The organism is Halomonas sp. 111 (genome assembly GCF_052379685.1).
Classification (GTDB): domain Bacteria; phylum Pseudomonadota; class Gammaproteobacteria; order Pseudomonadales; family Halomonadaceae; genus Vreelandella; species Vreelandella citrativorans.
On record NZ_JBQSYV010000002.1, the window covers coordinates 54,033 to 77,429 of the forward strand.

A 23,397-nucleotide genomic window follows, 5' to 3' on the forward strand; every position below is an offset into this window, starting at 1 on the left:
TACGCTTTGTCCCAGGTTGAACCTTCTACTTCTACGACGCGCCAACCATACTCATCCCGACACCGGGCGTGGTTATTGATATGGAGCCTTATACGGCTGGCTATTGTTCTGCCACTTTGGTTATTTGGGTTAGTAGCACTGCTACTGGGTACGGCATTATCGCCTTGGGGGACTGATTTTTTATTCTCACAAGGGGAGAAGCGAGGATACTTTTCTTACGAGCAACAAGACGGCGCATTACTGGAACAATTTACGTTAAAAGGCTTTCATCTTGATCTAGGCAATCTAACGATCAACATTGCTGACCTTGAGCTTGCCTGGGCCGATGATTGCCTCCTCTCTGGACGACTCTGCCTGGATACATTGCACGCTGATGGATTAAATGTGCGCTTGAGTGCAGATGACACGCCTGAAGAGCCACAAGCGTCGGGCGAGCCTTTCCGGCTACATCTGCCATTTCCTATCGAGCTGCGCTCGGTGGTTGTCAATAATAGCAATGTGCAGCTTGCGGATGGTACGCGTATTCAATGGGCATCATTTGAATCATCTGCCAGTGCCGTGTGGAGCAACGTTGATTTAGCGCCAACACATCTTGATCAGCTGGCCATTTATTTACCGCCCTCAGCGGGTGTTCAGCTTACGCAGGGTGCTCAAACCTCGCTAGCGGCTGAGGGCATTGACGGCGCCATTGCCGTGGCCACGCCTCAGCCTCAAGAGGATGCCTTACCCGCCCCGTCGCCCGAGCAACGCTTGGCTGACGGAGAGCGTATTGAGCTGCCCGAGATCGCTTTACCTGTCGATATAAGCGTGAGCGACCTGACAGTAACCGATGTACAACTGACAGGTGCCTTTGAATACGCTATCGAGCGCTTGCAGTTAGCGGGTAGCACGAAGGAAAGTAAGGTAGATATCACATCTTTTGATGTGGTGACCAAGGATGTTGAAGCCACTCTTGTAGGCAATGTGGGCTTAACCGGTAGTTATCCGTTGGAAGCGCAGTTAAATGCCGAGCTGTTTTTACCCGAACTTTATCCAGAATTAAGGGGGGAAAAACTGGCTCTTACGCTGTCCGGTCCGCTAAACAATCTACAGGCTGAGCTTAGTGCCTCAGAGGTGGTAACCGCATCCCTTGCAGTAAGCGTAGATGCATTAGCACCCGACGTACCTTTCCATGCGCGGCTACAAAGCGACCGGTTGCAATGGCCTTTGGTAGAGGCAGCGCCGCCAGCAGGCGAGAGTGCTCTTGAGCCTTATGTGATTGAAGCCGTTGACCTTACGGTAGAGGGCAGTCTTGAGGCTTACCGCACCGAGGTTAGCCTACGCGCGCAGGGCCCTCAGTTACCACCGACTCAGGTAACACTTACTGGCGATGGAGACGTTGGCCATTTTCAGTGGCAGCCTTTAGTTCTGCAACTGGGGGAAAACACGCTGCGCAGCGAGGGGCATGTCGATTGGTCAACACCCGATTTATCCTTCCAGGCGCGTTTGCAAAGTGAACGACTGCAATGGCCCTTGGTAGACGAACCTGCGGCCGACGGTGCGAGCGGTACCCAGCCGTATGTGGCTGAGGCGGTCGACCTGACGGTGGAAGGCAGCATGGAGGCTTACCACGCGAAGGTTAGTCTTGAGGCGCATGGCCCTGAGTTGCCTCGCGCTAGCGTTACACTGACAGGCGATGGCGATGCTAATCACTTCCGTTGGGAGCCGCTGGTTCTGCAGGTAGAAGAAAGCAGGCTGCGCAGCGAAGGGCGTATCCACTGGTTAGCGCCGTTAACCGTCGATGCACAGGTCTGGTTGGATCAATTTAATCCCGGCAATTTTGTTGACCAAATGGAAGGTAGCTTAACCGGCGATATTGATCTCAACGTGCGCCAGCTAGACGATGTATGGTCGGTTAGCGTGGCAAACATCGATATTGAGGGCAAGCTTCGCGATTATCCCTTGACCTTGCAGGCGGCGCTGGATGCTAACAGTAATCTGGAAATCGATATTCATCAACTTCAGTTCGCTCAGGGCAACAACCGACTTCACGCGTCAGGCCAGCTAAGCGAGCGGGCAATGTCCTTGAAGGCTGATATTGACCTACGTGAACTCAATACGCTCTCGCCTGAGTTGGGCGGTACATTAACGGGTAACCTGCAGGCCGGAGGTAGTTTTGAGCAACCTACCCTTGTTGCCGACTTGTCAGGCAGTGATCTGCGCTTCACCGACAGCCTTGTGCAGCAACTCTCGCTTAACGCTAATGTGCAGGGGCTTGAGGATCCAAGACTTGATGTTCAGCTAGGCTTGAAAGAGATTTTTGCAGGCGGGCAGGATCTTGAGGCCGTTGACCTGAACCTAACCGGCCGACTTTCCCAGCACCAGCTTGAAGCGACTGTGCAAGGTCAACCAGAGAGTCCATTAAGCCGTGCGGTAGTGGCGTTGAATGGTCGCTTTGATCAACAGCGCCACGTCTACCAGGGCCGTTTGACACCGCTGGGAATTGATTCCGAGGCGGGCACTATTCGCCTGGAGGAACCCTTGGACCTAAGCTACAACCTCGCCAATGGCCAAGCGCGTCTCTCCGCGTTTTGTTTGCGCCGTGAGGAAGGCGGGCTGGTGTGCTCTGAAGAGCCAATTAACGCCTCGGCTAACCAGGGCCGTGCGGTGGTAAGCGTACGCGAAGTACCTATGGAAATGCTCGAGCCTTTCCTGCCCGAAGAGTGGACGTTTGAAGGTGATACAACGGCCGATATGGTTGTTGACTGGCGTCAAGGTGGAGCGCGCTGGCAGGCTGATGTAGAACTGCTAAGCAATCTCGCCATTACCGCTGTTAACGATTATGGACAGCCGGTTCAGCTTCCTGCTATTGACCTCAATGTTCAGGTGCAGGCGAATCAAGCGCAAGCAGACGCCAACATCGTACTCTCGTTTTCTGAGGCGGGGGAGCTAACCCTGGCTCTTACCCTCGATGACCCGATGGGTCGGGGCACGCTAGAGGGCGATCTACGCGCGAATAAACTGTTGCTTGAACCTTATCTACCCATGGCCATCGGCTTAGACCGTCTTGAAGGCGAGTTTGATGGGCGGGTGCTCATTGGCGGAACCACAAGCCAGCCAGATTTACAGGGTGCGTTAGCGTTGCGCAACCTGCATGTTCATGGGCCAGGTATCCCTGTTGACGTCCGTGATGGCGAACTTACGCTTTTATTTGATGGAGAGCAGGGGAATATCAATGGGTTTGTGGAAGCCGAAAAAGGTCGGCTTAACATTACCGGCGACAGCTATTGGCCAGCGCTAGATGATTGGCGTATCGGTGTCGATCTTGAAGCAGTTCAGGAGCCCGTCCTTCTGGTGCTGCCCCAATTTGGTCGTATAGAAGTCGCCCCGGATATTCGGGTACGTGTTACACCCGAGCATTTACAGGTGCGCGGTAATGTTGATTTACCGTGGTCCCGTCTTGTTATTGGTTCCAGATCTTCGTCCGCTATTGAGCCAAGCCCTGATGAGGTCATCATTACTGAGCGCGACGACCGCATGGCAGAAGAGGCCGCGCTAAGGGCCGCGGCAAATGGGGGGATTAGTAATTCGGAGGAGCTAGGCCAAACGGGCATGACGCTTGATGTATTGATTGACCTGACGCTAGGTCGCGATATGCATATTTCCGCTTATGGTCTGGAATCCGATTTGGGCGGGACACTTCAAGTTCGCCAGGATAGCGGTGGACTTCAGCTTTTTGGGGGTGTAAACCTGGTTGACGGGCGTTTCCAGGCCTTTGGGCAGGACTTGCTGATTCGCCGTGGCCAACTCCTGTTTAGTGGTCCACCATCGCTTCCCTCACTGGACTTTGAAGCAATACGTAATCCTGATAGAACAGAAGATAACGTTATTGCTGGGGTCCGCGTTACCGGAAGTGCCGCAGAGCCTAACGTCAGGATTTTCTCTGAGCCTTCCATGGGGGAAACACAAGCGCTTTCCTACTTACTGCGCGGGCGTAGCCAGGATTCAAGTGGTGGGATGGACAGCGCACTGACAACCGCGTTGATCGGAATGTCGCTAGGCCGTGTAGGTGGTGCTGTCGGCTCTATTGGGCAATCATTTGGCATTGATGACCTGGCGCTGGATACAACCGGCGCCGGGGATGAAAGTCAGGTTGCCCTTAGCGGTCAGCTGACCGAAGACATTAGAATTAGCTATGGTGTGGGAATTTTCTCGCCCATTGCAGAGCTAACCGTTCGCTATACGCTATGGCGTAACTTATACGTGCAAGCTGTATCGGGTACTAATCAAGCGATTGATTTGATTTATACTTTTACTCGCCGAGGCAACCCGGTGATTCAGCACGAAACGAATAGAGAGTGATATGACACGATTAACCGAGAACTATGTTCATACTATTAGCGGACACTCCCTGCAAGCGCAGTATCCTGAGGGTTATCAGGAAATCGTTCTGGGAATGGGGTGCTTTTGGGGTGTCGAGCGGCTCTTTTGGCAGCAACCAGGCGTATACGTGACTGCCGCAGGCTATGCGGGTGGTCAAACGCCTGACCCCGATTATGATGCAGTCTGCTCGGGGCGGACCGGGCACGCTGAAGTGGTTCGCGTGGTGTATGACCCCAGCAAGACCGATATTGACGCCTTGCTCCAGATATTTTGGGAGCAGCACGACCCGACCCAAGGCAATCGGCAGGGAAATGACATAGGCTCGCAGTATCGTTCTGCTATCTATACAACCACCGATGAACAGCAGCAGGCGGCTGAGCAGAGTGCCAAAGCGTACCAAAAGGCGTTAGAGGCGGCAGGTAAAGGTACTGTTACCACCGAGATAAAGCCGCTGGATACTTTCTATTTTGCAGAAGCGTACCATCAGCAATATCTGGACAAAAACCCTAACGGATACTGTGGCTTAAAAGGGACAGGGGTAACATGCCCCATTGGCGGGTAGGTAACACGGTATTAGCAGACAAAGGCGACTATTGCTTCGGGCAATAGTCGCCTGGGGCTTAATCGGTTGGCTGCACTCGATCAATGCGGTAAAGCGTTTCTACTTGATCCAGCCCAGTGACGGTGCATTTAAGATCTTTAACACGACCATCGCTTAAGCCGTAGACCCAGCCATGTACTGAAATATTCTGGCCGCTTTGCCAGGCGCGTTGCAAAATTTTAGTGCGACATAAGCTTTTAACCTGTGCTTTCACATTAAGCTCACACATACGGTCAATTTGCTCATCCAACGGAAGGTGATCAAGCGAGTGGCGATGGTGGTTATATTGCTCACGGACGGAGTGCAGCCAGTAATCAACGACACCGCACTCACCCCCCGTCACTGCCGCTCTAATACCGCCACAGCCGTAGTGCCCCACAATCATGATGTGGCTCACGTTAAGGACATCGACCGCATACTGCACAACAGAGAGCGCATTCATGTCGGTGTGATGTAAAAGGTTGGCGACATTGCGGTGAACAAACACTTCGCCTGGTGGTAATGAAATAATCTGATTAGCGGGAACCCGGCTATCAGAACAGCCTATCCATAAATAATCAGGATTTTGCTGATTAGACAGGCGCTTAAAATACTCGGGATCCTCTTCGCACATGCGTTCAGCCCAGGCACGATTATTTTCGAGGAGCGTCGCAATAGGGTCAGACATTGAGTCTCCGTATCGTTACATCGTCAGGTTAAGGCGAAATCAAGCAAGCGATGAAGGTTTTAACCTTCATCGCGACTAAGGTCAATAAGCATGTGCCGTCGGTTTCTTAACGTGCATGCCAATTTTTAGGAGCAAATAATGGTAGCCGATTCTGAGTATCAATATGACTTATTAGTGATTGGCGCAGGTTCAGGGGGCGTTCGCGCTGCACGCATGGCTGCAGCAACGGGTGCCAACGTCGCTATTGTGGAAGACCGCTATCTCGGGGGGACTTGTGTCAACGTAGGCTGCGTACCCAAGAAACTTTATGCCTATGCCGCACATTTTCATGACAGTTTTGATGACGCTGCAGGTTTTGGCTGGCAGCTATCCGAGCCGGCCACCTTTGACTGGGCCACATTGCGAGACAATAAAACAAGTGAAATTAAGCGTTTAAACAATATTTACCAACGCATGCTGGAGGGGGCTGACGTCACCCTGCTTAGCGCTCGCGGTCGACTGGTCGATGCGCATACGGTGGCGTTAGAAGATGAAAACGGCGTTACTCACGTGAGCGCAAAAAAAATACTATTGGCCACAGGTGGCTGGCCATGGGTGCCTGATTTCCCGGGTAATGAGCATGCGCTGGACTCTAACCAGGTGTTTGACCTGGACGAATTTCCCAAGCGTTTTATGGTCCTGGGCGGCGGGTACATCGCCGTTGAGTTTGCGAGTATTTTTAATGGCCTGGGCAGCGAAACGCATTTGATTTATCGTGGCGATCTATTTTTGAAACCCTTTGATCATGAAGTGCGTGAATTCACTCGTAAGGAAATGGATAAAAAAGGTGTCAATCTCCATTTCAACGCCAATATAGAGCGTATTGAAGCCATTGAATCCGGTTACAACGTTCATCTAACGACCGGCGAGACGTTAGAGGTAGACGTTGTACTGGCAGCAACAGGGCGTAAAGCCAATATTCAGGGCCTGGGCCTTGAAGAGCTGGGTATTCAGTTGGATGGCAACGGCAAAATTCCGGTTAACGCACATTATGAAACGCTGGTCCCGTCTGTGTTAGCGCTTGGAGATCTAACGGTTGGTCCAGAGCTCACCCCAGTGGCGCTGGCTGAAGCCATGCAGTTGGTGGATTATCATTTCAAAGACACCACGCCGACACGGCTTGATTACACCACGGTGCCTACCGCCGTTTTTTGTCAGCCCAATATTGGCACGGTTGGCTTAAGCGAGGAGGGCGCCCGCCAAAAGTTTACCAACATTCGGGTTTACTCCACGGAGTTCCGGGCGATGAAGCACACCTTGTCGGGAAGCCAGGAGCGCACGTTGATGAAGCTTATTGTTGATGACGCAACGGATATTGTAGTCGGAGCGCACATGGTAGGCGAAGAGGCCGGAGAAATTATTCAAGGCATTGCCATCGCCGTTAGAGCTGGTCTTACCAAACAGGATTTTGATCTCACCGTTGGTATTCATCCAACCGGTGCTGAAGAGTTTGTCACCATGCGGACTGTTACTCGGCAATAAACTGCCAGCAGCTTCCTAATGTGCAGTACATCAAGCGAGCCAGTGGCTCGCTTTTTTAATATCACCGTTTTTTAAAAGTTGGACTAAACTCATATTTTTATTTCGCCAGTGGCGATGTCAGTATTAAAAATACCAAGCCTAATATAACCGTAAATTATGGAAAACAGGGTGGTGGATAATATGGCTTTTGAATTGCTAATAATCAGCTGTTATAATGATGCTCAAATTCGCTACAGCGAAGCATAACCATGAATACGCCAATGCAACCTTTTACCCCTTCATCTGAGCTCGCACGACCCACCGTTGCCGACGCGGTCGTTGGGTTTTCAGAAGCGCCTCTCTATATCCGAAAGCCAAATGCAGAGGACGGTTGGGGAATATACGAGCTGGTAAAAGCGTGTCCTCCACTGGACGTTAACTCTGCTTACGCTTACTTGCTGTTAGCCACCCAATTTCGTGATACCTGCGCTGTTGCCACCAACGAAGAGGGCGAAATAGTCGGATTTGTGTCTGGCTATGTAAAAGACAACGCCCCCGATACCTATTTCTTATGGCAAGTAGCCGTAGGTGAAAAAGCACGCGGTACAGGGCTTGCCCGCCGCCTTGTTGAAGCCATCCTTTCTCGCCCTGAACTCGCCGATGTTCACCACTTGGAAACCACTATTACACCTGACAACCTGGCTTCCTGGGGACTGTTTCGACGTTTAGCCACTCGCTGGCATGCGCCGTTAAATAGCCGTGAATATTTCTCTACCGAACAGCTTGGTGGGGAGCATGACCCAGAGAACCTGGTTCGCATCGGCCCATTCCAAACTGACCACATCTGATTTTTCTTTTTTTATCCGTATTGCCACGATGTTCTCGACATCTCTCGGCTTAACGATGACACAAGGAGGTCGCCAATGAAGACCCAATCGCTTGAACGTATGGAATCTAATGTTCGTACCTATTCACGTTCATTTCCCGTTGTGTTTACCAAAGCGCAAAATGCTCGTTTAACCGACGAAAACGGTCGCGAATATATCGACTTTTTGGCGGGTGCCGGAACGCTTAACTACGGTCATAACAACCCGCATCTCAAGCAAGCCATGATTGACTACCTGTCTAGCGACGGTATTGTCCACGGTCTGGATATGTGGACGGCAGCTAAACGGGAATATCTCGAAACACTCGAAGAACTCATCTTTAAACCGCGTGGGCTGGATTATAAAGTTCATCTGCCTGGCCCGACCGGGACGAATGCAGTTGAAGCGGCTATTCGTTTGGCACGCGTAGCCAAAGGTCGCCACAATATTGTGACGTTCACTAACGGTTTCCACGGTGTGACCATGGGGGCGTTGGCCACCACCGGTAACCGTAAATTCCGTGAAGCAACCGGCGGCATTCCGACGCAAGGGGCAAGCTTTTTACCCTATGATGGCTATATGGGAGAGCATGCCGATACGCTTGATTACTTTGAAAAATTACTGGGCGACCAGTCAGGCGGCTTGGATATTCCCGCAGGGGTTATTGTTGAAACCGTGCAAGGCGAGGGCGGTATCAACGTAGCAGGCTTGGACTGGTTAAAACGGCTTGAAAGCATTTGCCGTGAACACGATATTTTACTCATCGTGGACGATATCCAGGCAGGCTGTGGCCGTACCGGTAAGTTTTTCAGTTTTGAGCATGCCGGCATCAAGCCGGATATCGTCACTAACTCGAAGTCACTGTCTGGCTTTGGTTTGCCCTTCGCTCATGTATTGATTCGTCCAGAGCTGGACATGTGGAAGCCTGGCCAATATAACGGCACCTTCCGTGGCTTTAACCTTGCCATGGTAACGGCGACTGCCGCGCTTAAAAAATACTGGGCAAACGATACGTTTGAGCGCGACGTACAACGCAAAGCCCGTATTGTTGAAGAGCGTTTCCAGAAGCTGGCGGCGCTGTTGACTGAAAATGGTATACCGGCTACCGAGCGCGGCCGCGGCCTGATGCGTGGTATTGACGTTGTTTCGGGTGACATCGCCGACAAGATTACCAGCGAAGCGTTTGCAAACGGCTTGATTATTGAGACAAGCGGCCAAGGCGGTGAAGTTGTTAAATGTCTCTGTCCATTAACGATTAGCGACGAAGATCTGCTTGAAGCGCTGGATATTTTGGAAGCGGCCGTCAACACGGTTATCAACGGATAACCTGACGTTACTTTGGGTAGTTAATGTACCTTAACGATAAACTCAACGGCTGGTATCGCCAGCCGTTCAGGCATGGAGCATATTATGATCGTCCGCAATCTTGAAGAAGCGCGTAAAACAGACCGACTGGTAACTGCTGAAAATGGTAACTGGGACAGTACCCGTTTGGTGCTTGCCGAGGATAATGCTGGTTTCTCTTTTCACATCACACGTATCTTCCCGGGTACAGAGACTCACATTCAGTATAAGCATCATTACGAAGCCGTTTTTTGCTATGAAGGCGAAGGTGAAGTCGAAACCCTAGCGGATGGCAAAATCTGGCCAATCAAAGCAGGCGATATCTATCTACTGGACAAGCATGACGAGCACCTGCTGCGCGGCAAAGAAAAAGGCATGACCGTGGCCTGTGTCTTTACACCGGCACTCAGTGGTAAGGAAGTGCATCGTGAAGATGGTTCTTATGCGCCGGCTGATGAGTAAGCCTTAGTTCTCCCGCGCTTATAAAAGCAGCCTTGCTAACGCAGGCTGCTTTTTAGTGCCTGTAGGATTAGACGACCAGGCAAAGCGCTAAGCCAGAATCCTACAGGTCTTTAACGATGCGCAGGGCATCATAAATCGCTGCGTGGGTATTTCGATGCGAAATGGCATCCCCAATCCTGAACAGCTGAAACGTTCCTTCGGTAGCGATAGGCTGCGGTGTGCCTACAATCAGGCTGTCATAGTTGACGGCCCCTTGGTTGCTCGACAGCGGCTTCAGCTCTTCGTAAAGATCGGCCATGGGTAACGTGCCGAAGTTGACGACTACCTGGTCTACGCGTCGCTGTTTGATGACATTGGTGTAATCACTGCTGACCGAGGCAACCAGTTCACTGCCGTCGCGCTTAATACCAGTCAGGCGGAAGGTTGGGGTGAACGTGGTATCCAGCATTTGTAGTGTACGCATATAAGGCACCAGGTTCATGGCCATGACCTCCGGCGCCAAGGCGCGGTCGGCTGTCATGTATTCGACCTTGCCGCCTGCTTTGGCAATAATCTCAGCCGCTTGCAGGGCGGTATGGTCGCCTGCATCATCATACACCAGTACGTTTCTGCCTGGCGTTACATGGCCAGAAAGCAAGTCCCAGCCGGTGACGGCCAGCTCGTTGCCCTCCTGAAGCGCCTCTTCATTAGGCTGCCCGCCCGTTGCCACAATGACCACATCCGGCGATTCGGTGAGCACTTCATCCTGTTCGGCAAAGACATTGAAGTGAAACGTGACACCCATGGCCTGACAGCGCTCAAAGCGCCAATCGATGATGCCCATCATTTCTCGACGGCGCTCGCTCTGTGCCGTTAAACGAATTTGCCCCCCGGGGGCATCTGCCGCTTCAAACACGACGACTTTGTGTCCGCGTTCGGCAGCCACGCGGGCGGCTTCCAGCCCGCCAGGGCCTGTGCCAACGACCACCACCTTACGTTTGGTATCGGCGGGAGGAATGGTATGGGGCATGGTGGTTTCACGTCCAGTCGCGGCGTTGTGAATACAGTACGCAGCGCCGCCCTGGTAAATGCGGTCCAGACAGTAATTGGCGCCCACGCAGGGGCGGATCTCTTCTTCACGGCCTTCGATGACCTTTTTCATTATGTGTGGATCGGCCATATGAGCACGAGTCATGCCGATCATATCGACCTTACCGGAGGCAATCGCATGACGGGCCGTCGCAACATCCTGAATTTTGGCTCCATGGAAGGTCGGGAAGTCGACCTCACGCTTAATGTCGCCCGCAAAATCCAGGTGTGGCGCGCTAGGCATGCCTTGGATAGGAATCACGTCCGTCAGACCGGGGTCGGTATCAATATGCCCTTTAACGACATTAAGGAAGTCCACCAAGCCGCTGTCTTTCAATCGGTGGGAAATGGCCATGCCATCACGGGCATCGAAGCCGCCGGGTAAGCACTCGTCACCGGTATAGCGCACGCCAAGTAAGAACTTCTCACCAACACGCTCACGGATGCTTTGGAGCACTTCAAAGGTAAACCGTAGCCGGTTATCCAGGCTGCCGCCATAAGGTGCATCAAGCACGTTGGTTAACGGTGACCAGAACTGATCCATCAGGTGGCCGTACGCCTGAATCTCCATGCCGTCCAGGCCTGCTGCGTACATGCGTTCGGCGGCGTCGGTGTAATCCTTGATTAATCGCTCAATATCCCAAAGTTCGGCTTTTTTAGGATAGGCGCGGTGGGACGCTTCCCGATGATTGGAGGCTGAAATCGTCGGTAGCCAGTCGCCTTTGTCCCACCTTGTTCGGCGGCCCAAGTGCGTTAGCTGAATCATTACCGCCGTGCCGTGTTCGTGGCACGCCTCGGTGAGGTCGCGCATCCACGGCACCACTTCATCTTTATACGCCAGAATATTGTTAAACACCGGCGGGCTGTCTCGGGAAACCGCCGCCGACCCAGCAGTCATGGTCAGGGCAATACCTGCCTTGGCACGTTCAACATGATAAGCCCGGTATAACTCTTTAGGCATGCCATCTTCGGGGTAGGCGGGTTCGTGAGAAGTCAGCATTACCCGATTTTTCAGCGTCAAATGTTTTAGTTGTAACGGCTGTAGCAAAGGGTCATTTTTCACGGTCGTCTTCTCTTGTTGTTTTGATGATTAACACAAGCTAGTCTTCTCTGTTCATAGTTGTCAATATAATTGACAGCTGTGTACATAAAGGTGACAGGCTTCCTGTATGATCGACTGCATCGCCATGGCAAAGAGAGCAATACGTGAAAAACGGACGCACCACGATTAACCAAACTGCTTGGATTGATGCTGCTTACGAGCTGCTGATTACCTCGGGAGTCAGTGCCGTCAAGATCGTACCGCTAGCAAAGAAGCTAAAAACATCACGAACCAGTTTTTACTGGCTATTTAAAGACCGCGAAGAGGTGCTTGCCGCGCTGCTGGAGCGGTGGGAGCGTCAAAACACCCAGGCTGTCATTGAGCAATCGGAGAAATATGCATCTTCCATCGTGGAAGCCACGCTCAATATCTTTGATTGTTGGTTTGACTCAGCGGTATTTGATTCTGAGTTCGAGTACGCCATTAGAAGTTGGAGCCTGCAAGATCAAGTGGTTGCTGAGCGCGTTAGCCAAGCCGATAGCCTGCGGCTACAAGCGCTGCAAGACATGTTTATTCGCTATGGCTATGACGTGCTGGAAGCTGATACCCGTGCACGCACGGTGTATTTGATTCAGATCGGCTATATCTCGATGCATACCCAAGAGACTCAGGATACTCGCATCGGCCGAGTGGCTCAGTACATCAATATTTTTACTGGGCAGATGTGTACCCATGCTGATCTTGAGCGGTTTGCTGCGCGGCATCAAGCGCGGTTTACGCCCGAAGAGATGGCGGCTCAACAGGAGATAACAGATGAAACCGACATTAACGCTCGGCATTATCGGGGGGAATGGCTGGCTGGGTAGTGCGCTGGGTCATTCCGTGTTGGCCAGTGGGAATCTGGGGTTGTCTTCAGCATAAATATCATCTCCGCGGTCGGAATCGGTCCAGGAGGAAGCAATCGGCATCTGATTATGTAAGAATGTGCACGTTAAAACGATTGGTACCCAAGAATCAGTATGTTAGGAGGAGGTAGTCCATCTTAATTGTTCTATGTGGAAATTAAGCACCTTGGTGTTCGCATAATATATATTATGTTAAATGGTAGGTTGGGTAGCTTCTAAAAAGTTAATACGGCGTTGGACAACCGGTCTAGCTTCTCCTTATTATTCCTTTTTAATTTTCAAGGATGTCTCTCGTTATGCGCCCAGGTGTTTTGTGGCTGATGGCTGGTTTATCACTTCTATTTTCTGGCTGCGCCCTTCAGCAACCAGATTCTAATGAGCCACCGTTGTTGAACGAGGTGTCATTCAATACTCGAATGCTCGAGCTACAGGATGCATTAGGGCAACAATGCAGTGCCAATGCTCAGCATCAGGCGCAACAACTCAGCCAACAGCAGGTGCTTACCGCTGATGTTCGTGAAGTGGGTAGCCTGCTACGCCTTTTACGCGGTGATATAAAGGAGCTTGAAGCTCGGGGTGACGAGCCCATCATTATCCGCGAAGAGTGTGAAGTGGATACCACGCTAGATATGAAAACCATGCTGGGACGTAGCGAATGGGTTGGCCTGCCGAGTGTAGGTACCTACTTAAAAGCACGCGTGGACTCCGGTGCAGAGACGTCGTCATTATCGGCCTCCGACATTACGCGCTTTGAGCGCGATGGCGAAGATTGGGTGCGCTTCAAGCTGGCACTGACTGAGGATGATAGTGTCGTGGAGTCATTGCGTAACGAGTGGATAGAGGCACCTGTTCAACGGCGTGTACGCATTGTTCAAGCGTCTGGTGAAGAGTCCCGCCCCGTTGTCTCTCTATTAATGACGCTCGGTCCTATTCGTGAAAACGTCGAATTTACGCTGAATGATCGTACCCACCTCGATTTCCCCGTATTGCTAGGCCGCCGTTTCTTAATGGATATTGCTATTGTTGATGTGGCGCAAACCTACTTACATGAGCGTCCAGAATTTCCCGGCGGTGACCCTGCTGAACAAGCCGCTGAAGATGAAGCGGTCGACCAAGACGATATCGAAGAGTAAAAGCTCCCCTGCCGCTTTTCGCTGAAAGGAATTTTAATGTCACGCCTTCCGTTTTATATCATTGTAGGTCTACTTCTTGTGGCAGGTATTGCCACCAGTGTGCATAGACATCTTCATTTTGAAATTCCTTGGGTACCAGGCGAGCAGCGTCAGGTATGGGAAATTGAGGCCGTTATCAATTTCAATGCCCAGAATGGCCCCGTAAAAGTGGACTTAGCGCTGCCCACCCAGCAGGCAGGCTTTCGTGTACTGACCGAAAATACCGCTTCTTCTGGCTATGGTTTAGCCTACCAGACGGATGATTTCGGGCGCCAAGCCGAATGGACCATTCGGAATGCTGCTGGCAGCCAGCAGCTCTATTATTCGGTGCAAATGCTGGTATCACCTGGTTCCCGCCCGCCGGTACAAGCACCGCCAGGGCTGGTGTCGAGCACGCCCTGGGAAAGTCCTTATGATTCAGCAGCTACCCAGCTAATTGATAGAGCGTGGGCCAGAAGTGCAAATAATGCGACCTTTGCGCGTGAGCTAATTCTTGATGTAAATGGCGAGCGTCAGGGCGAAAATGCCCGCTTACTGCTTACCCAGGAAACGCCGTCAGCTCTCATCGTGCGCTTGCTAAATCAAGCGGGTGTACAAGCACGAGAAGTAAGCGGACTACTACTGGAAGATGGGCGCCGGCGTCAACTATTAAGCAGTTGGATTCAGGTATTTGATGAGCCTGCAGAAAGCTGGAATATATTCGACCCCGCAACGGGCGAGGAAGGCCAGCCCGAGAACCTGCTGCTCTGGGAAACAAGTGGTCGGGCGGTGCTTGAAGTTCAAGGCGGTACAAACTCGCGGGTTAGCTTCTCTATGCTAACGCACCATCAGCCAGCGTCTGCTGCTGTGCGCAACCACTTTTCTGATGATACTCTGCTGAATTTCTCAATCCATAGCTTACCACTTGAAGAACAAGCTCTTTTCCAAACGATTCTGCTGATTCCCATTGGCGCTTTGGTCGTTGTGTTTTTGCGTGTATTGGTCGGGGTGAAAACATCAGGCACCTTTATGCCTGTTCTGATCGCCCTCGCCTTTATACAAACCACCCTGCTGACGGGTTTGATTGGCTTCCTGCTGATCGTGGCTGTTGGCTTGGTTATTCGTAACTATCTGTCTTATTTGAACTTATTGTTGGTGGCGAGAGTATCGGCGGTCATCATAACGGTCATCGCGATTATCTCGATCTTTACCGTATTGGCTTACCGTATGGGTCTAAGCGCGGGGCTCACTGTCACCTTCTTCCCCATGATTATCCTGGCCTGGACGATTGAGCGGATGTCGATCCTCTGGGAAGAAGAAGGCCCAAAACAGGTCATTATTCAGGGGGGCGGCAGCTTGTTGACAGCCGTGCTCGCATACCTTGCCATGAACAACCCTTGGGTGCGTCACATCACCTTCAACTTCCTGGGTGTTCAGCTGATTTTGATGGCGCTCATTCTGATTTTGGGTAACTACACCGGCTATCGTTTGCTTGAGTTACGCCGCTTCAAGCCGATTACTGATGACGAGAAGCCGTCATGAGTTGGCTCAACAACTGGACATGGCCTAGCCGCCTGCGCGACAAAGGCATTATCGGCATGAACCGGCGCAATATTCGCTATATTGGCCGGTATAATTCACGGCGCCTTTACCCGTTGGTGGATGACAAGCTCAAGACTAAACTTTTGGCGCAAGAGTATGGCATTACCACACCAGAGCTTATTGGTACGGTAACCACGCAGTTTGGCGTTCAGCATATTGGCGATATGCTGACAGGTCATGATGGTTTTGTTATCAAACCTGCCAAAGGCAGTGGCGGCAAGGGTATTCTGGTTATCGAAAAGGTAGTTGATAATCAGTTTGTTAAACCCAGCGGAGCGCATTTAACGCTTGAGGCTGTAGAGCGTCATGTCTCTAATATTCTTTCAGGGCTTTACTCCCTGGGCGGCTCTCCGGATGTAGCTGTCATTGAAACGCTGATTAATTTTGAAGAAAGCCTGATGGCATATACCTACGAAGGTGTGCCGGATATTCGGGTCATCGTTTTCAAGGGCTACCCCGTCATGGCGATGATGCGTTTATCAACGGCGGCTTCCGATGGCAAAGCCAACCTGCACCAGGGAGCGGTCGGTGTTGGATTGAATATTGCCACCGGAGAAGCGCTTCGCGGCGTGCAGTTTGACCGCCCTTGCTTCAACCACCCGGATACCGGGCATGACCTGGCAAGCCTGGCGGTCCCCCAGTGGGACACCCTGCTAAATCTGGCGGCGGGTTGCTATGAAATGACCGGATTAGGCTATTTGGGAACCGATATGGTGCTGGACAGGCAACATGGGCCCATGCTGCTTGAGCTGAATGCACGCCCGGGCCTTGCGATTCAAATGACCAACGGAGAGGGTTTGCGTCGCCGGCTTGATCTCATCGAGCGTCAACCAGAAGGGGTGCCAGTTGCCGAGCGTGTCGCGTTTGCTCAGCACCACTTTGCTCGCAAGAGTGAGCTAACAGAAAGCCCTGACACAACTATCGCAAGCGCGTAGACTAAGCTGATGACGTTTACTGAGTGCACCAATGACTGAAGCGAATACGCTACTTCAACAAGCGGAATCACAGTGTCACAGCCGCGGCGTTCGATTTACCCCCATTCGACGCCGCGTGCTTGAATTGATTGCTCACAATGGCGGCGGTTTAAAAGCCTATGACCTGTTGGATAAACTTTCAACCGAGCATGCGGCTGCCCGCCCTCCTACGGTTTATCGAGCGCTGGAATTCTTGATTGACCAAGGATTGGTGCATCGTATCGAGTCGCTAAACGCCTATGTGGCATGCGCCTGTCCTGAACATATTCATGGGTTCCAACTGCTGATTTGCCGTCAATGTGGTTACGTCGAAGAATTGCATTTGGATGAAGTTAGCGATCAGCTGTCAGCCTTTGCCAGCCGGCAAGGCTTTAGTGTTGAACGACAGACGATTGAGCTGCAAGGCCTTTGTCAAAACTGTCGAGCCAAGAGTGAATAATAGATATGTCTCGTTTTGATCAACTACCGGCTGATACGTTATTCAAGGCACTTGAGGCGGCAACGCCACAAGATACATTACCCGCCACCACGACGTTATTGGATGCTGTTAGATTTAACGCGGAAGGTTTATTGCCTGCTATCGCTCAACAGTATGACACCAAAGAAGTGTTAATGATGGCCTGGATGACGCGTGAAGCACTAGAGGAAACGCTGAGCACGCATCGCGTTTGCTACTATTCGCGTTCACGCAAAAAGCTCTGGCGAAAAGGCGAGTCATCCGGACAGCAGCAGCATCTTAAGTCGGCGGCTCTGGATTGTGATGGCGATACATTGCTGCTACAGGTAGACCAGACAGGTCCTGCTTGCCATACCGGTCGCCGAAGCTGCTTTTATCTTTCGCTAACCAGCGCCGATGCCACCATTAATAGTGAACCGCTTATTCACCCGGATGAGCTTTACGGTAACCGTTAGTCATGCGCTGGGTGCATTACATATTACGTGCTTTACGCAAGCTGGCGGTTTTAGTAATGGTTGGCACGGTGCGTGCCTATCAATACCTTATTAGCCCCCTGCTCGGGCCACGCTGCCGATTTTGGCCAAGTTGCTCCTCCTACACCATTGAAGCCCTTCAGGTGCATGGCCCTGCCAAAGGTGGCTGGATGGCTATCAAGCGAATCCTAAAATGCCATCCTGGCAACTCTGGTGGCATGGACCCTGTTCCCGGTGGGCGTAGTGAGCAACTTTGTAAAGAGGACGACGAGTCGCCGCCCTCTCCCTCATGCTGTCATCAACATCAACGTTAATGCCATTAGGCTTGCTGCGCCACTTGGTAAATACGCTCAAGCATGGCGTGGAGGCCATTGCTGCGCGTGGGGGAAAGATGTTTATCCAGCCCAAGATCCGCTAAAAAGTGCGGTTCGGTAGTGCGAATTTCAGCCGCTGTGCGCTCGCTATAGATGCGTAGCAGCACTGCAATCAGCCCAGAAACAATTGCCGCATCAGAGGTAGCGCTAAAAACCAGCGTGTCGCCCTGCTGTTCATGGCGCATCCATACATTGGATTGGCAGCCCTGAATTTTATACTCCGCAGTTTTGCACGCCTCTGGAAAATCAGGAAGCTGCTTGCCCATATCGATAATGTATTGATATCGGTCCATCCAGTTATCAAACATTTCAAACTCTTCGATTAGCTCTTGCTGGGCCTGCTCGGCGCCGGAAGTGCTCATACTCGTTCCTTTTCATATTCGATTTAAAAGCGTCAGACCATTATACGGGTTCAAGGTGGCTTGCGTGGATAGCTTTTCAGCCTGACGTGCCTTATGGCGTAAGCCGGTGACGTTGCTGTTCACTGTGCCACTCATTATCTTCGGTGTGCAGGTAGCGCGATGTGGTGTCCAACCGCGCATGGCGGGCGCTTTCTGCCAAGTGACGCAAGCTAATGCCCGCTTGAGCCTGGTGGGTGATCGAGGTGTGTCGCAGCCAGTGCGGTGTTGCCTTGCGCAGCGCAGCCACATAGGCGGGCGCCCCCTCTTCAGCTTCAAGCACGTCGGCCGCTTCTGCAAAGGTTTCACGGATCAGCCGGTAAAGCTGATTGTCACCAATACCCCGCTTTCCATCCAGCGCTCGGATAGCAGGCGTCTCGTCAAACTGCATGGGCAATCCATCAAGCCCAAGCGCTTGTCGCCAACCAGTCAAACATGCCTGCATATCATCAGGCACTGGGACGCGAGCAAGCTTGCTGCCTTTGCCCACCACGGACCACCACCAGCGCCCTTCTGATTGGGAAAAATCACCCATGCGGGTGCCCGCCATTTCGCTAATACGCGGTGCCAATAAGTAGGCAAAGCCGAAAATAAACCGGCGTCGGGCCTGTTCATACTCGGCACGACTTCCCTTCCCGTCACTCATTGGCTGATTAAGCCAGCACCAAAACCACTCCCATAGCTCACGTTCCAGATAGCGCTCAATGCGAGGTGTCTGATTGTTTAGGCGGCGAGATTTATCGCGCATCAACCGAAACGGATTATGGCTGACCCACCCTGCTTCTACCAGCCAGCTAAACAGCCCCTGCAAAATAATCAAACTTTGTCGGCGGCTGGCGGGTGATAACGCCCCACGAAATGGCCTCCACTCCGGGTGGTAACGAGGTTTTGAAGGCCCAACCCAGTGCTGGGCGGGCTGCGGGTCTGCCAGGAATGCTTCAAATTGGCGCAGCGTTTCCCGGTTCATCGCTTCCAGCGTTAAGTGCTGGTGGTCAAGCCAAAGCAACAACCGCTCGGTTTCACGCCGGTAGCTTTTCCAGGTTTGCGGGCTGTCCTGATACTCGGCAAGCCATGCAGCAACGGCCTGAGCGTCTGTATGCGCATTAATGCGCGATGACTGAAACGGCAGCTCCACTACAGCGCTTGACGCCTGTATGCCGCCCTTCTGTCCGGCAATTACGTCCATTTGATCATAAACATACTGAAACCTATCTCGATAACGCTACCTGGCTCTGTTTTAGCCTGCATCGCTATGCCGCTGTTTGCTAAGGGATAAGTATGATGCCAAGCGTATATAAATTCAAGATTATAAGAGTAATCTTGAATTTATGTGCTTAATGATAAATAAAATTACGTAATATGTATAACGTAATTATTGTATTTATAAGCCATTGCACGGAAAATAGAACGATTCAATAGGCAATATCAGGAAGAGACAGCATGGCGCGCAGTGGCATTCAGTACAGTGACGTACAGCACGCAATTGATACGCTTCTTACCCGTGGCGATACGCCCAGCGTGCAACGAATCCGCGAGGTGTTGGGTACCGGCAGCTTTACGACGATTAGCGAGCACTTCCGCTATTGGCGCACCGAGCGCGAACAAAACCGCGACGTTCCTCCACCTAAAGGTGTCCCTGAGGTAGTTGTTAATGTCGCCAGTGAGCTATGGCGTGAAGCGCAAGAAGTCGCCAATCAGGCGCTGCTGCACTACCGCGAAGAGGCGAATCGACAAGTCGAAGAAGCCCAACAGCTGGCTGAGAATGCCGAACAGTTAGCCGCGAACGCCGAACAGCGCGAAAGCGCCTTGGCGGAACACTTCCGCCATACCGAGCAGCGTCTTGAAGCGCTTAACCGTGAGCTGGCCGCAAGCCAGGCCAAAGAGCAACATTGGCAGCAGGCTGCCACTGAGGCGCATGAGGAAAACCAGCAGTTAAAAAAAGCAAATGAAACCTTACACCAGCATAATGAGGCCCTTGGCCAGCAACATACCGCTGCGTTAAAAGAGCAACAGAGCGTATGGGAAAAACGCCTGGCCCAAGAAGAGCAGCGCAATGAAAATGCCGAGGGAAGATTGATGGCGATGCTGGATGAGGCTCGCCAGGAGCGTGCTCAGGAAGGAAAAGCCTCGCAAAAGCGGCTCCAGCAGAAGCAGCAACGCATCGAGGCGTTAACGGAGGAGCTAAAGCAAAATCGCGGCGATCTACTAAAACAGCAGACTCAGGCAAGCCAATATGCCCAGCAGGCAAAAGAACAGGAGCAGCACATCGCCACCCAGGAAGAGCGCATTGCATCGCTCACTCAGCAATTGGAAGATGCTCAGGAAAACAACAAACAGCAGCGAGAGCAGATGAAACGTGAGCGCGAATGGCAGACCACAATGGGTCAACAAATGACGGCGTTACAGCAGCAACTTTCTGAACTACCTGCTTCGATAAACGTCAGAGAAAGGCAGTTGAACGAGAATGATTGAATGACGTCGACACCGGCTAGCCTGCCGACATCATTTAACCAGCCGATGGTTGTTGACCGGCAGGAGCATCACCATGCTGATTAAAATTGCTAAACCTGGTGACTTACATGAATCAGAGATCACCCCTGAGTCGATTTACTTATCACGCCGACGTTTTATGGGCGGACTCGCGGGCCTCGGAGCAGGGCTGGCATTAGCAGGCCACGCCTCAGCCAGTGAGCAAATGCCTGACTACAACGATGTTCCCGAAGGCGATGCGCCTGAATGGTTTAAGGCCAAACGCGATGCGGCCGAGTGGCGGGCTGTTGTGCCTACTGACCCGAGCCAGGACAAAATGGCCCCTTATGCGGATGCCAGCAGCTACAACAATTTTTTTGAATTTGGTACCGGCAAAAGCGACCCCTCACGCAAAGCGGGCTCGCTGGTGACTAAGCCTTGGAGCGTAGTGATTGATGGTGAGGTCAATAAGGGTGGGCGCTTCGCCCTTGAAGATCTCGTCAACCCTTCCCAGTTTGAAGAACGCATTTACCGGCTACGCTGTGTTGAAGCCTGGTCGATGGTTATTCCTTGGCTAGGCATTTCGCTTGCCGAGGTTATTCAACGCGCAGAGCCAACATCAAAAGCCAATTACGTGCGCTTTGAAACGCTAGTCGATCCTGAACAAATGCCTGGGCAAGGCTCCGCTTTTGCCCTAATCGACTGGCCCTATGTAGAAGGGCTACGCCTTGATGAGGCAATGCATCCGCTAAGCTTTCTAGCGATGGGCATGTATGGACGAGAGCTACCTAATCAAAACGGCGCACCGCTTCGCCTAGTGGTGCCATGGAAGTATGGCTTTAAAAGCATTAAATCGATTGTGCGCATTTCACTGGTTGAAGAAGAGCCACTCAATTCCTGGCAGCAAATCGCTGCCAATGAATATGGCTTTTACGCCAACGTGAACCCTGAGGTCGATCATCCTCGTTGGAGCCAGGCCACCGAACGCCGTTTACCGAACAGCCTCTTCAATACCAATATCATCGACACGCGTATGTTTAATGGTTATGCCGATGAAGTCGCTGACTTATACGCAGGCATGGATCTTCGGGTTCACTACTGATGCCGGCTTATTTTATGACGCTATGGCGTATAGGCGTTTTCATTTTCGCCTTGGCGCCCTTGGGCTGGTGGAGTTTGCAAGTAGCTAACAACTTGGCGGGCCCAGAGCCTGGGCGCTATTTGCTGTTAAATATTGGCCAAGGCGCACTATGGCTATTGTTGCTTACCTTAAGTCTTACGCCCCTGACCCGCCTGACACGCTGGAAAGGTTTTAGCGTTATTCGTCGCCAGCTGGGTCTGTGGACGCTGGCCTATGCATTTTTGCATTTCGTTTGTTACGCGTTATTTATTCTGGGACTTAATTGGACGCAGCTAGGCAGTGAGATCGTTAAACGGCCGTATATTATTGTGGGCATGCTTGCCCTGCTGGGTTTGGTAACGTTAGGCGCTACGTCTAACCGTTGGGCCATGCGTAAACTGGGCAAGCGCTGGAAAACGCTCCATAAGTTTAGCTACGTTATTTTGGTGCTGGTGTTGCTGCATTTCTTGTGGATAGTACGCGCCGACATGCAGGAGTGGTTTTTATACGCGATGGCAGGCGCACTGCTGATGTGCCTGCGCATTCCGGCCATATCGCGCATGTTGCCCAAGGTACGCCAACGAATAAAGCATTCCGCGTAACGAATCTTAAAGACTCCTTATCCTTGTACAACACGTGTCCCGTATACGTTTGGATAAAACGCAAAAACCCAGCCATAAGGCTGGGCTCGAATCAAAACACGGCTTTACCTAGCGGTAATAAGCGTTGGTGTTATCGGTATGGTCTGTCACATCACGAATACCGGCAAGTTCAGGAATGCGCTCCATCAGCGTTTTTTCGACGCCGTCTTTAAGCGTTAAATCTACCGCTGCACACCCTTGGCAACCGCCGCCAAACGCCAGAATAGCCATTTTTTGCTCGGTTAACTCAATCAGCTTGATCTCACCGCCATGCGCTGCCAAGCCAGGGTTAATCTCGCTATACAGCACGTAATTAATACGGTCCTCAAGCGGGCTGTCAGCATTTACCTTGGGCATCTTGGCGTTGGGTGCCTTGATGGTCAGCTGCCCCCCCATACGATCAGCATTGAAATCGACCACGGCTTCTTCTAAAAACGCCAAGCTGTTTTTATCAAGAAATACGTTGATCTTTTCAAGTTCAAGCGTAACGTCAGCGGGTTCTTCTTCGCCCGGACGGCAGTATGCAAGGCATGTCTCTGCATACGGCGTGCCCGGTTGGGTAATGAAAATACGCACAGCGATACCTTCAACGTTTTGCTTTTCAAGCAATTCCGCAAGGTACTCTTGGGCGCTATCGGTAATGTCGATACCTGGTGCTTCGGTAGTCGTGGTCATGAGGCTATTTTCCCTCCCGTGAACAGTGGCAATACCACTTCACATGTCATTTTATTGCTATGGTAAGCAAAACAGCGCGTCGACACAATCCCGACTGTTTTAGTAGGCTATTTAAATGGCTAACGGGCTAATGATTTTTTAACGGCTGCATTGTATAGCTGCCCTGCTTGGCGGCCTTTGGTATCATAATGTCCGTTTGTTTATTGATATGTTGTAAAACGCCGCTCATACCCCTTTTCGAAAACG

21 protein-coding genes are annotated in these 23,397 nt (G+C 51.8%); 16 read left to right on the forward strand and 5 right to left on the reverse strand.

Annotation, left to right across the window (positions count from 1 at the left end; translation table 11 throughout):
- Positions 1 to 6: 6 nt before the first annotated feature.
- Both tamB and msrA read left to right on the forward strand, forming a co-directional pair.
- The gene (tamB, locus tag ACT3T7_RS01675; RefSeq protein ID WP_444629870.1) at positions 7 to 4,341 is read left to right on the forward strand and encodes an autotransporter assembly complex protein TamB; all 4,335 of its coding nucleotides are present in this window, start codon (positions 7 to 9) and stop codon (positions 4,339 to 4,341) included.
- A gap of 1 nt (position 4,342) precedes the next feature.
- Positions 4,343 to 4,924 carry a peptide-methionine (S)-S-oxide reductase MsrA gene (msrA, locus tag ACT3T7_RS01680; RefSeq protein WP_192526968.1) on the forward strand — a complete coding sequence of 194 codons (582 nt, stop codon included), beginning with the start codon at positions 4,343 to 4,345 and terminating at the stop codon, positions 4,922 to 4,924.
- Between the two features lie 58 nt (positions 4,925 to 4,982).
- Here the strand turns inward: msrA and can are convergent, their stop codons facing one another.
- Positions 4,983 to 5,630 (reverse strand): carbonate dehydratase, encoded by a 648-nt coding sequence (gene can / locus ACT3T7_RS01685; RefSeq protein WP_087105449.1) that lies wholly within the window; start codon positions 5,628 to 5,630, stop codon positions 4,983 to 4,985.
- Positions 5,631 to 5,768: 138 nt separating this feature from the next.
- Here can and gorA point away from each other — a divergent pair, with 138 nt between their 5' ends.
- The 4 genes from gorA (at position 5,769) to ACT3T7_RS01705 (ending at position 9,802) form a co-directional block, all read left to right on the forward strand.
- Positions 5,769 to 7,151, forward strand: coding sequence for a glutathione-disulfide reductase (gorA, locus tag ACT3T7_RS01690; protein ID WP_172116621.1), 1,383 nt, complete (start codon positions 5,769 to 5,771; stop codon positions 7,149 to 7,151).
- 248 nt (positions 7,152 to 7,399) lie between these two features.
- Entirely contained in the window at positions 7,400 to 7,978 is a 579-nt protein-coding gene (ectA, locus tag ACT3T7_RS01695; RefSeq protein ID WP_172116622.1) for a diaminobutyrate acetyltransferase, read from the forward strand.
- 75 nt (positions 7,979 to 8,053) lie between these two features.
- A complete protein-coding gene (gene ectB, locus ACT3T7_RS01700; RefSeq protein ID WP_087105446.1) occupies positions 8,054 to 9,322 on the forward strand; it encodes a diaminobutyrate--2-oxoglutarate transaminase in 1,269 nt (422 codons plus the stop codon).
- An 84-nt stretch (positions 9,323 to 9,406) separates the two neighbouring features.
- Entirely contained in the window at positions 9,407 to 9,802 is a 396-nt protein-coding gene (locus tag ACT3T7_RS01705) for an ectoine synthase (protein ID WP_087105445.1), read from the forward strand.
- A 100-nt stretch (positions 9,803 to 9,902) separates the two neighbouring features.
- Here the strand turns inward: ACT3T7_RS01705 and ACT3T7_RS01710 are convergent, their stop codons facing one another.
- A complete protein-coding gene (locus ACT3T7_RS01710) occupies positions 9,903 to 11,933 on the reverse strand; it encodes an oxidoreductase (protein WP_192526972.1) in 2,031 nt (676 codons plus the stop codon).
- A gap of 143 nt (positions 11,934 to 12,076) precedes the next feature.
- On the opposite strand from ACT3T7_RS01710, the gene ACT3T7_RS01715 reads away from it, so the two are divergent.
- The 7 genes from ACT3T7_RS01715 to yidD all read left to right on the forward strand — a co-directional run bounded on the left by ACT3T7_RS01715 (position 12,077) and on the right by yidD (position 17,788).
- Entirely contained in the window at positions 12,077 to 12,778 is a 702-nt protein-coding gene (locus ACT3T7_RS01715) for a TetR/AcrR family transcriptional regulator (protein WP_087105443.1), read from the forward strand.
- A gap of 335 nt (positions 12,779 to 13,113) precedes the next feature.
- Positions 13,114 to 13,950: an ATP-dependent zinc protease family protein gene (locus tag ACT3T7_RS01720; protein ID WP_192526973.1), complete on the forward strand. Its 837-nt coding sequence runs from the start codon at positions 13,114 to 13,116 to the stop codon at positions 13,948 to 13,950.
- Between the two features lie 36 nt (positions 13,951 to 13,986).
- A complete protein-coding gene (locus ACT3T7_RS01725) occupies positions 13,987 to 15,510 on the forward strand; it encodes an inactive transglutaminase family protein (RefSeq protein ID WP_172116628.1) in 1,524 nt (507 codons plus the stop codon).
- Positions 15,507 to 16,505, forward strand: a complete 999-nt coding sequence (locus tag ACT3T7_RS01730) for an alpha-L-glutamate ligase-like protein (protein ID WP_193056403.1) — start codon at positions 15,507 to 15,509, stop codon at positions 16,503 to 16,505. The genes ACT3T7_RS01725 and ACT3T7_RS01730 overlap by 4 nt, the downstream gene beginning before the upstream one ends.
- 31 nt (positions 16,506 to 16,536) lie before the next feature.
- Positions 16,537 to 16,983 carry a Fur family transcriptional regulator gene (locus ACT3T7_RS01735; protein ID WP_172116630.1) on the forward strand — a complete coding sequence of 149 codons (447 nt, stop codon included), beginning with the start codon at positions 16,537 to 16,539 and terminating at the stop codon, positions 16,981 to 16,983.
- A 5-nt stretch (positions 16,984 to 16,988) separates the two neighbouring features.
- Positions 16,989 to 17,456, forward strand: a complete 468-nt coding sequence (gene hisI, locus ACT3T7_RS01740) for a phosphoribosyl-AMP cyclohydrolase (protein ID WP_087105438.1) — start codon at positions 16,989 to 16,991, stop codon at positions 17,454 to 17,456.
- A 2-nt stretch (positions 17,457 to 17,458) separates the two neighbouring features.
- Positions 17,459 to 17,788, forward strand: coding sequence for a membrane protein insertion efficiency factor YidD (gene yidD, locus ACT3T7_RS01745; RefSeq protein WP_193056405.1), 330 nt, complete (start codon positions 17,459 to 17,461; stop codon positions 17,786 to 17,788).
- A 5-nt stretch (positions 17,789 to 17,793) separates the two neighbouring features.
- Here the strand turns inward: yidD and ACT3T7_RS01750 are convergent, their stop codons facing one another.
- The gene (locus tag ACT3T7_RS01750; RefSeq protein WP_193053557.1) at positions 17,794 to 18,210 is read right to left on the reverse strand and encodes a SufE family protein; all 417 of its coding nucleotides are present in this window, start codon (positions 18,208 to 18,210) and stop codon (positions 17,794 to 17,796) included.
- Between the two features lie 91 nt (positions 18,211 to 18,301).
- Entirely contained in the window at positions 18,302 to 19,432 is a 1,131-nt protein-coding gene (locus ACT3T7_RS01755; RefSeq protein WP_444629871.1) for a tyrosine-type recombinase/integrase, read from the reverse strand.
- Positions 19,433 to 19,686: 254 nt separating this feature from the next.
- Between ACT3T7_RS01755 and ACT3T7_RS01760 the strand changes: the two genes are divergently transcribed.
- From ACT3T7_RS01760 to msrQ, 3 genes are all read left to right on the forward strand, one after another.
- Positions 19,687 to 20,718, forward strand: coding sequence for a DNA-binding protein (locus ACT3T7_RS01760; protein ID WP_444628872.1), 1,032 nt, complete (start codon positions 19,687 to 19,689; stop codon positions 20,716 to 20,718).
- A gap of 73 nt (positions 20,719 to 20,791) precedes the next feature.
- A complete protein-coding gene (gene msrP, locus ACT3T7_RS01765; protein ID WP_444629872.1) occupies positions 20,792 to 21,817 on the forward strand; it encodes a protein-methionine-sulfoxide reductase catalytic subunit MsrP in 1,026 nt (341 codons plus the stop codon).
- Between the two features lie 14 nt (positions 21,818 to 21,831).
- Entirely contained in the window at positions 21,832 to 22,437 is a 606-nt protein-coding gene (gene msrQ, locus ACT3T7_RS01770) for a protein-methionine-sulfoxide reductase heme-binding subunit MsrQ (protein ID WP_444629873.1), read from the forward strand.
- Positions 22,438 to 22,545: 108 nt separating this feature from the next.
- Here the strand turns inward: msrQ and nfuA are convergent, their stop codons facing one another.
- Positions 22,546 to 23,151 (reverse strand): Fe-S biogenesis protein NfuA, encoded by a 606-nt coding sequence (gene nfuA / locus ACT3T7_RS01775; RefSeq protein WP_172116638.1) that lies wholly within the window; start codon positions 23,149 to 23,151, stop codon positions 22,546 to 22,548.
- Between the last annotated feature and the right edge of the window lie 246 nt (positions 23,152 to 23,397).

Coding starts and splice junctions, on each gene's coding strand:
- msrA (WP_192526968.1), top strand. CDS start 4,343: ATGACACGATTAACCGAGAACTATGTTCATACTATTAGCGGACACTCC.
- can (WP_087105449.1), bottom strand. CDS start 5,630: ATGTCTGACCCTATTGCGACGCTCCTCGAAAATAATCGTGCCTGGGCT.
- gorA (WP_172116621.1), top strand. CDS start 5,769: ATGGTAGCCGATTCTGAGTATCAATATGACTTATTAGTGATTGGCGCA.
- ectA (WP_172116622.1), top strand. CDS start 7,400: ATGAATACGCCAATGCAACCTTTTACCCCTTCATCTGAGCTCGCACGA.
- ectB (WP_087105446.1), top strand. CDS start 8,054: ATGAAGACCCAATCGCTTGAACGTATGGAATCTAATGTTCGTACCTAT.
- ACT3T7_RS01705 (WP_087105445.1), top strand. CDS start 9,407: ATGATCGTCCGCAATCTTGAAGAAGCGCGTAAAACAGACCGACTGGTA.
- ACT3T7_RS01720 (WP_192526973.1), top strand. CDS start 13,114: ATGCGCCCAGGTGTTTTGTGGCTGATGGCTGGTTTATCACTTCTATTT.
- ACT3T7_RS01725 (WP_172116628.1), top strand. CDS start 13,987: ATGTCACGCCTTCCGTTTTATATCATTGTAGGTCTACTTCTTGTGGCA.
- ACT3T7_RS01730 (WP_193056403.1), top strand. CDS start 15,507: ATGAGTTGGCTCAACAACTGGACATGGCCTAGCCGCCTGCGCGACAAA.
- ACT3T7_RS01735 (WP_172116630.1), top strand. CDS start 16,537: ATGACTGAAGCGAATACGCTACTTCAACAAGCGGAATCACAGTGTCAC.
- hisI (WP_087105438.1), top strand. CDS start 16,989: ATGTCTCGTTTTGATCAACTACCGGCTGATACGTTATTCAAGGCACTT.
- yidD (WP_193056405.1), top strand. CDS start 17,459: ATGCGCTGGGTGCATTACATATTACGTGCTTTACGCAAGCTGGCGGTT.
- ACT3T7_RS01750 (WP_193053557.1), bottom strand. CDS start 18,210: ATGAGCACTTCCGGCGCCGAGCAGGCCCAGCAAGAGCTAATCGAAGAG.
- ACT3T7_RS01755 (WP_444629871.1), bottom strand. CDS start 19,432: ATGGACGTAATTGCCGGACAGAAGGGCGGCATACAGGCGTCAAGCGCT.
- ACT3T7_RS01760 (WP_444628872.1), top strand. CDS start 19,687: ATGGCGCGCAGTGGCATTCAGTACAGTGACGTACAGCACGCAATTGAT.
- msrP (WP_444629872.1), top strand. CDS start 20,792: ATGCTGATTAAAATTGCTAAACCTGGTGACTTACATGAATCAGAGATC.
- msrQ (WP_444629873.1), top strand. CDS start 21,832: ATGACGCTATGGCGTATAGGCGTTTTCATTTTCGCCTTGGCGCCCTTG.
- nfuA (WP_172116638.1), bottom strand. CDS start 23,151: ATGACCACGACTACCGAAGCACCAGGTATCGACATTACCGATAGCGCC.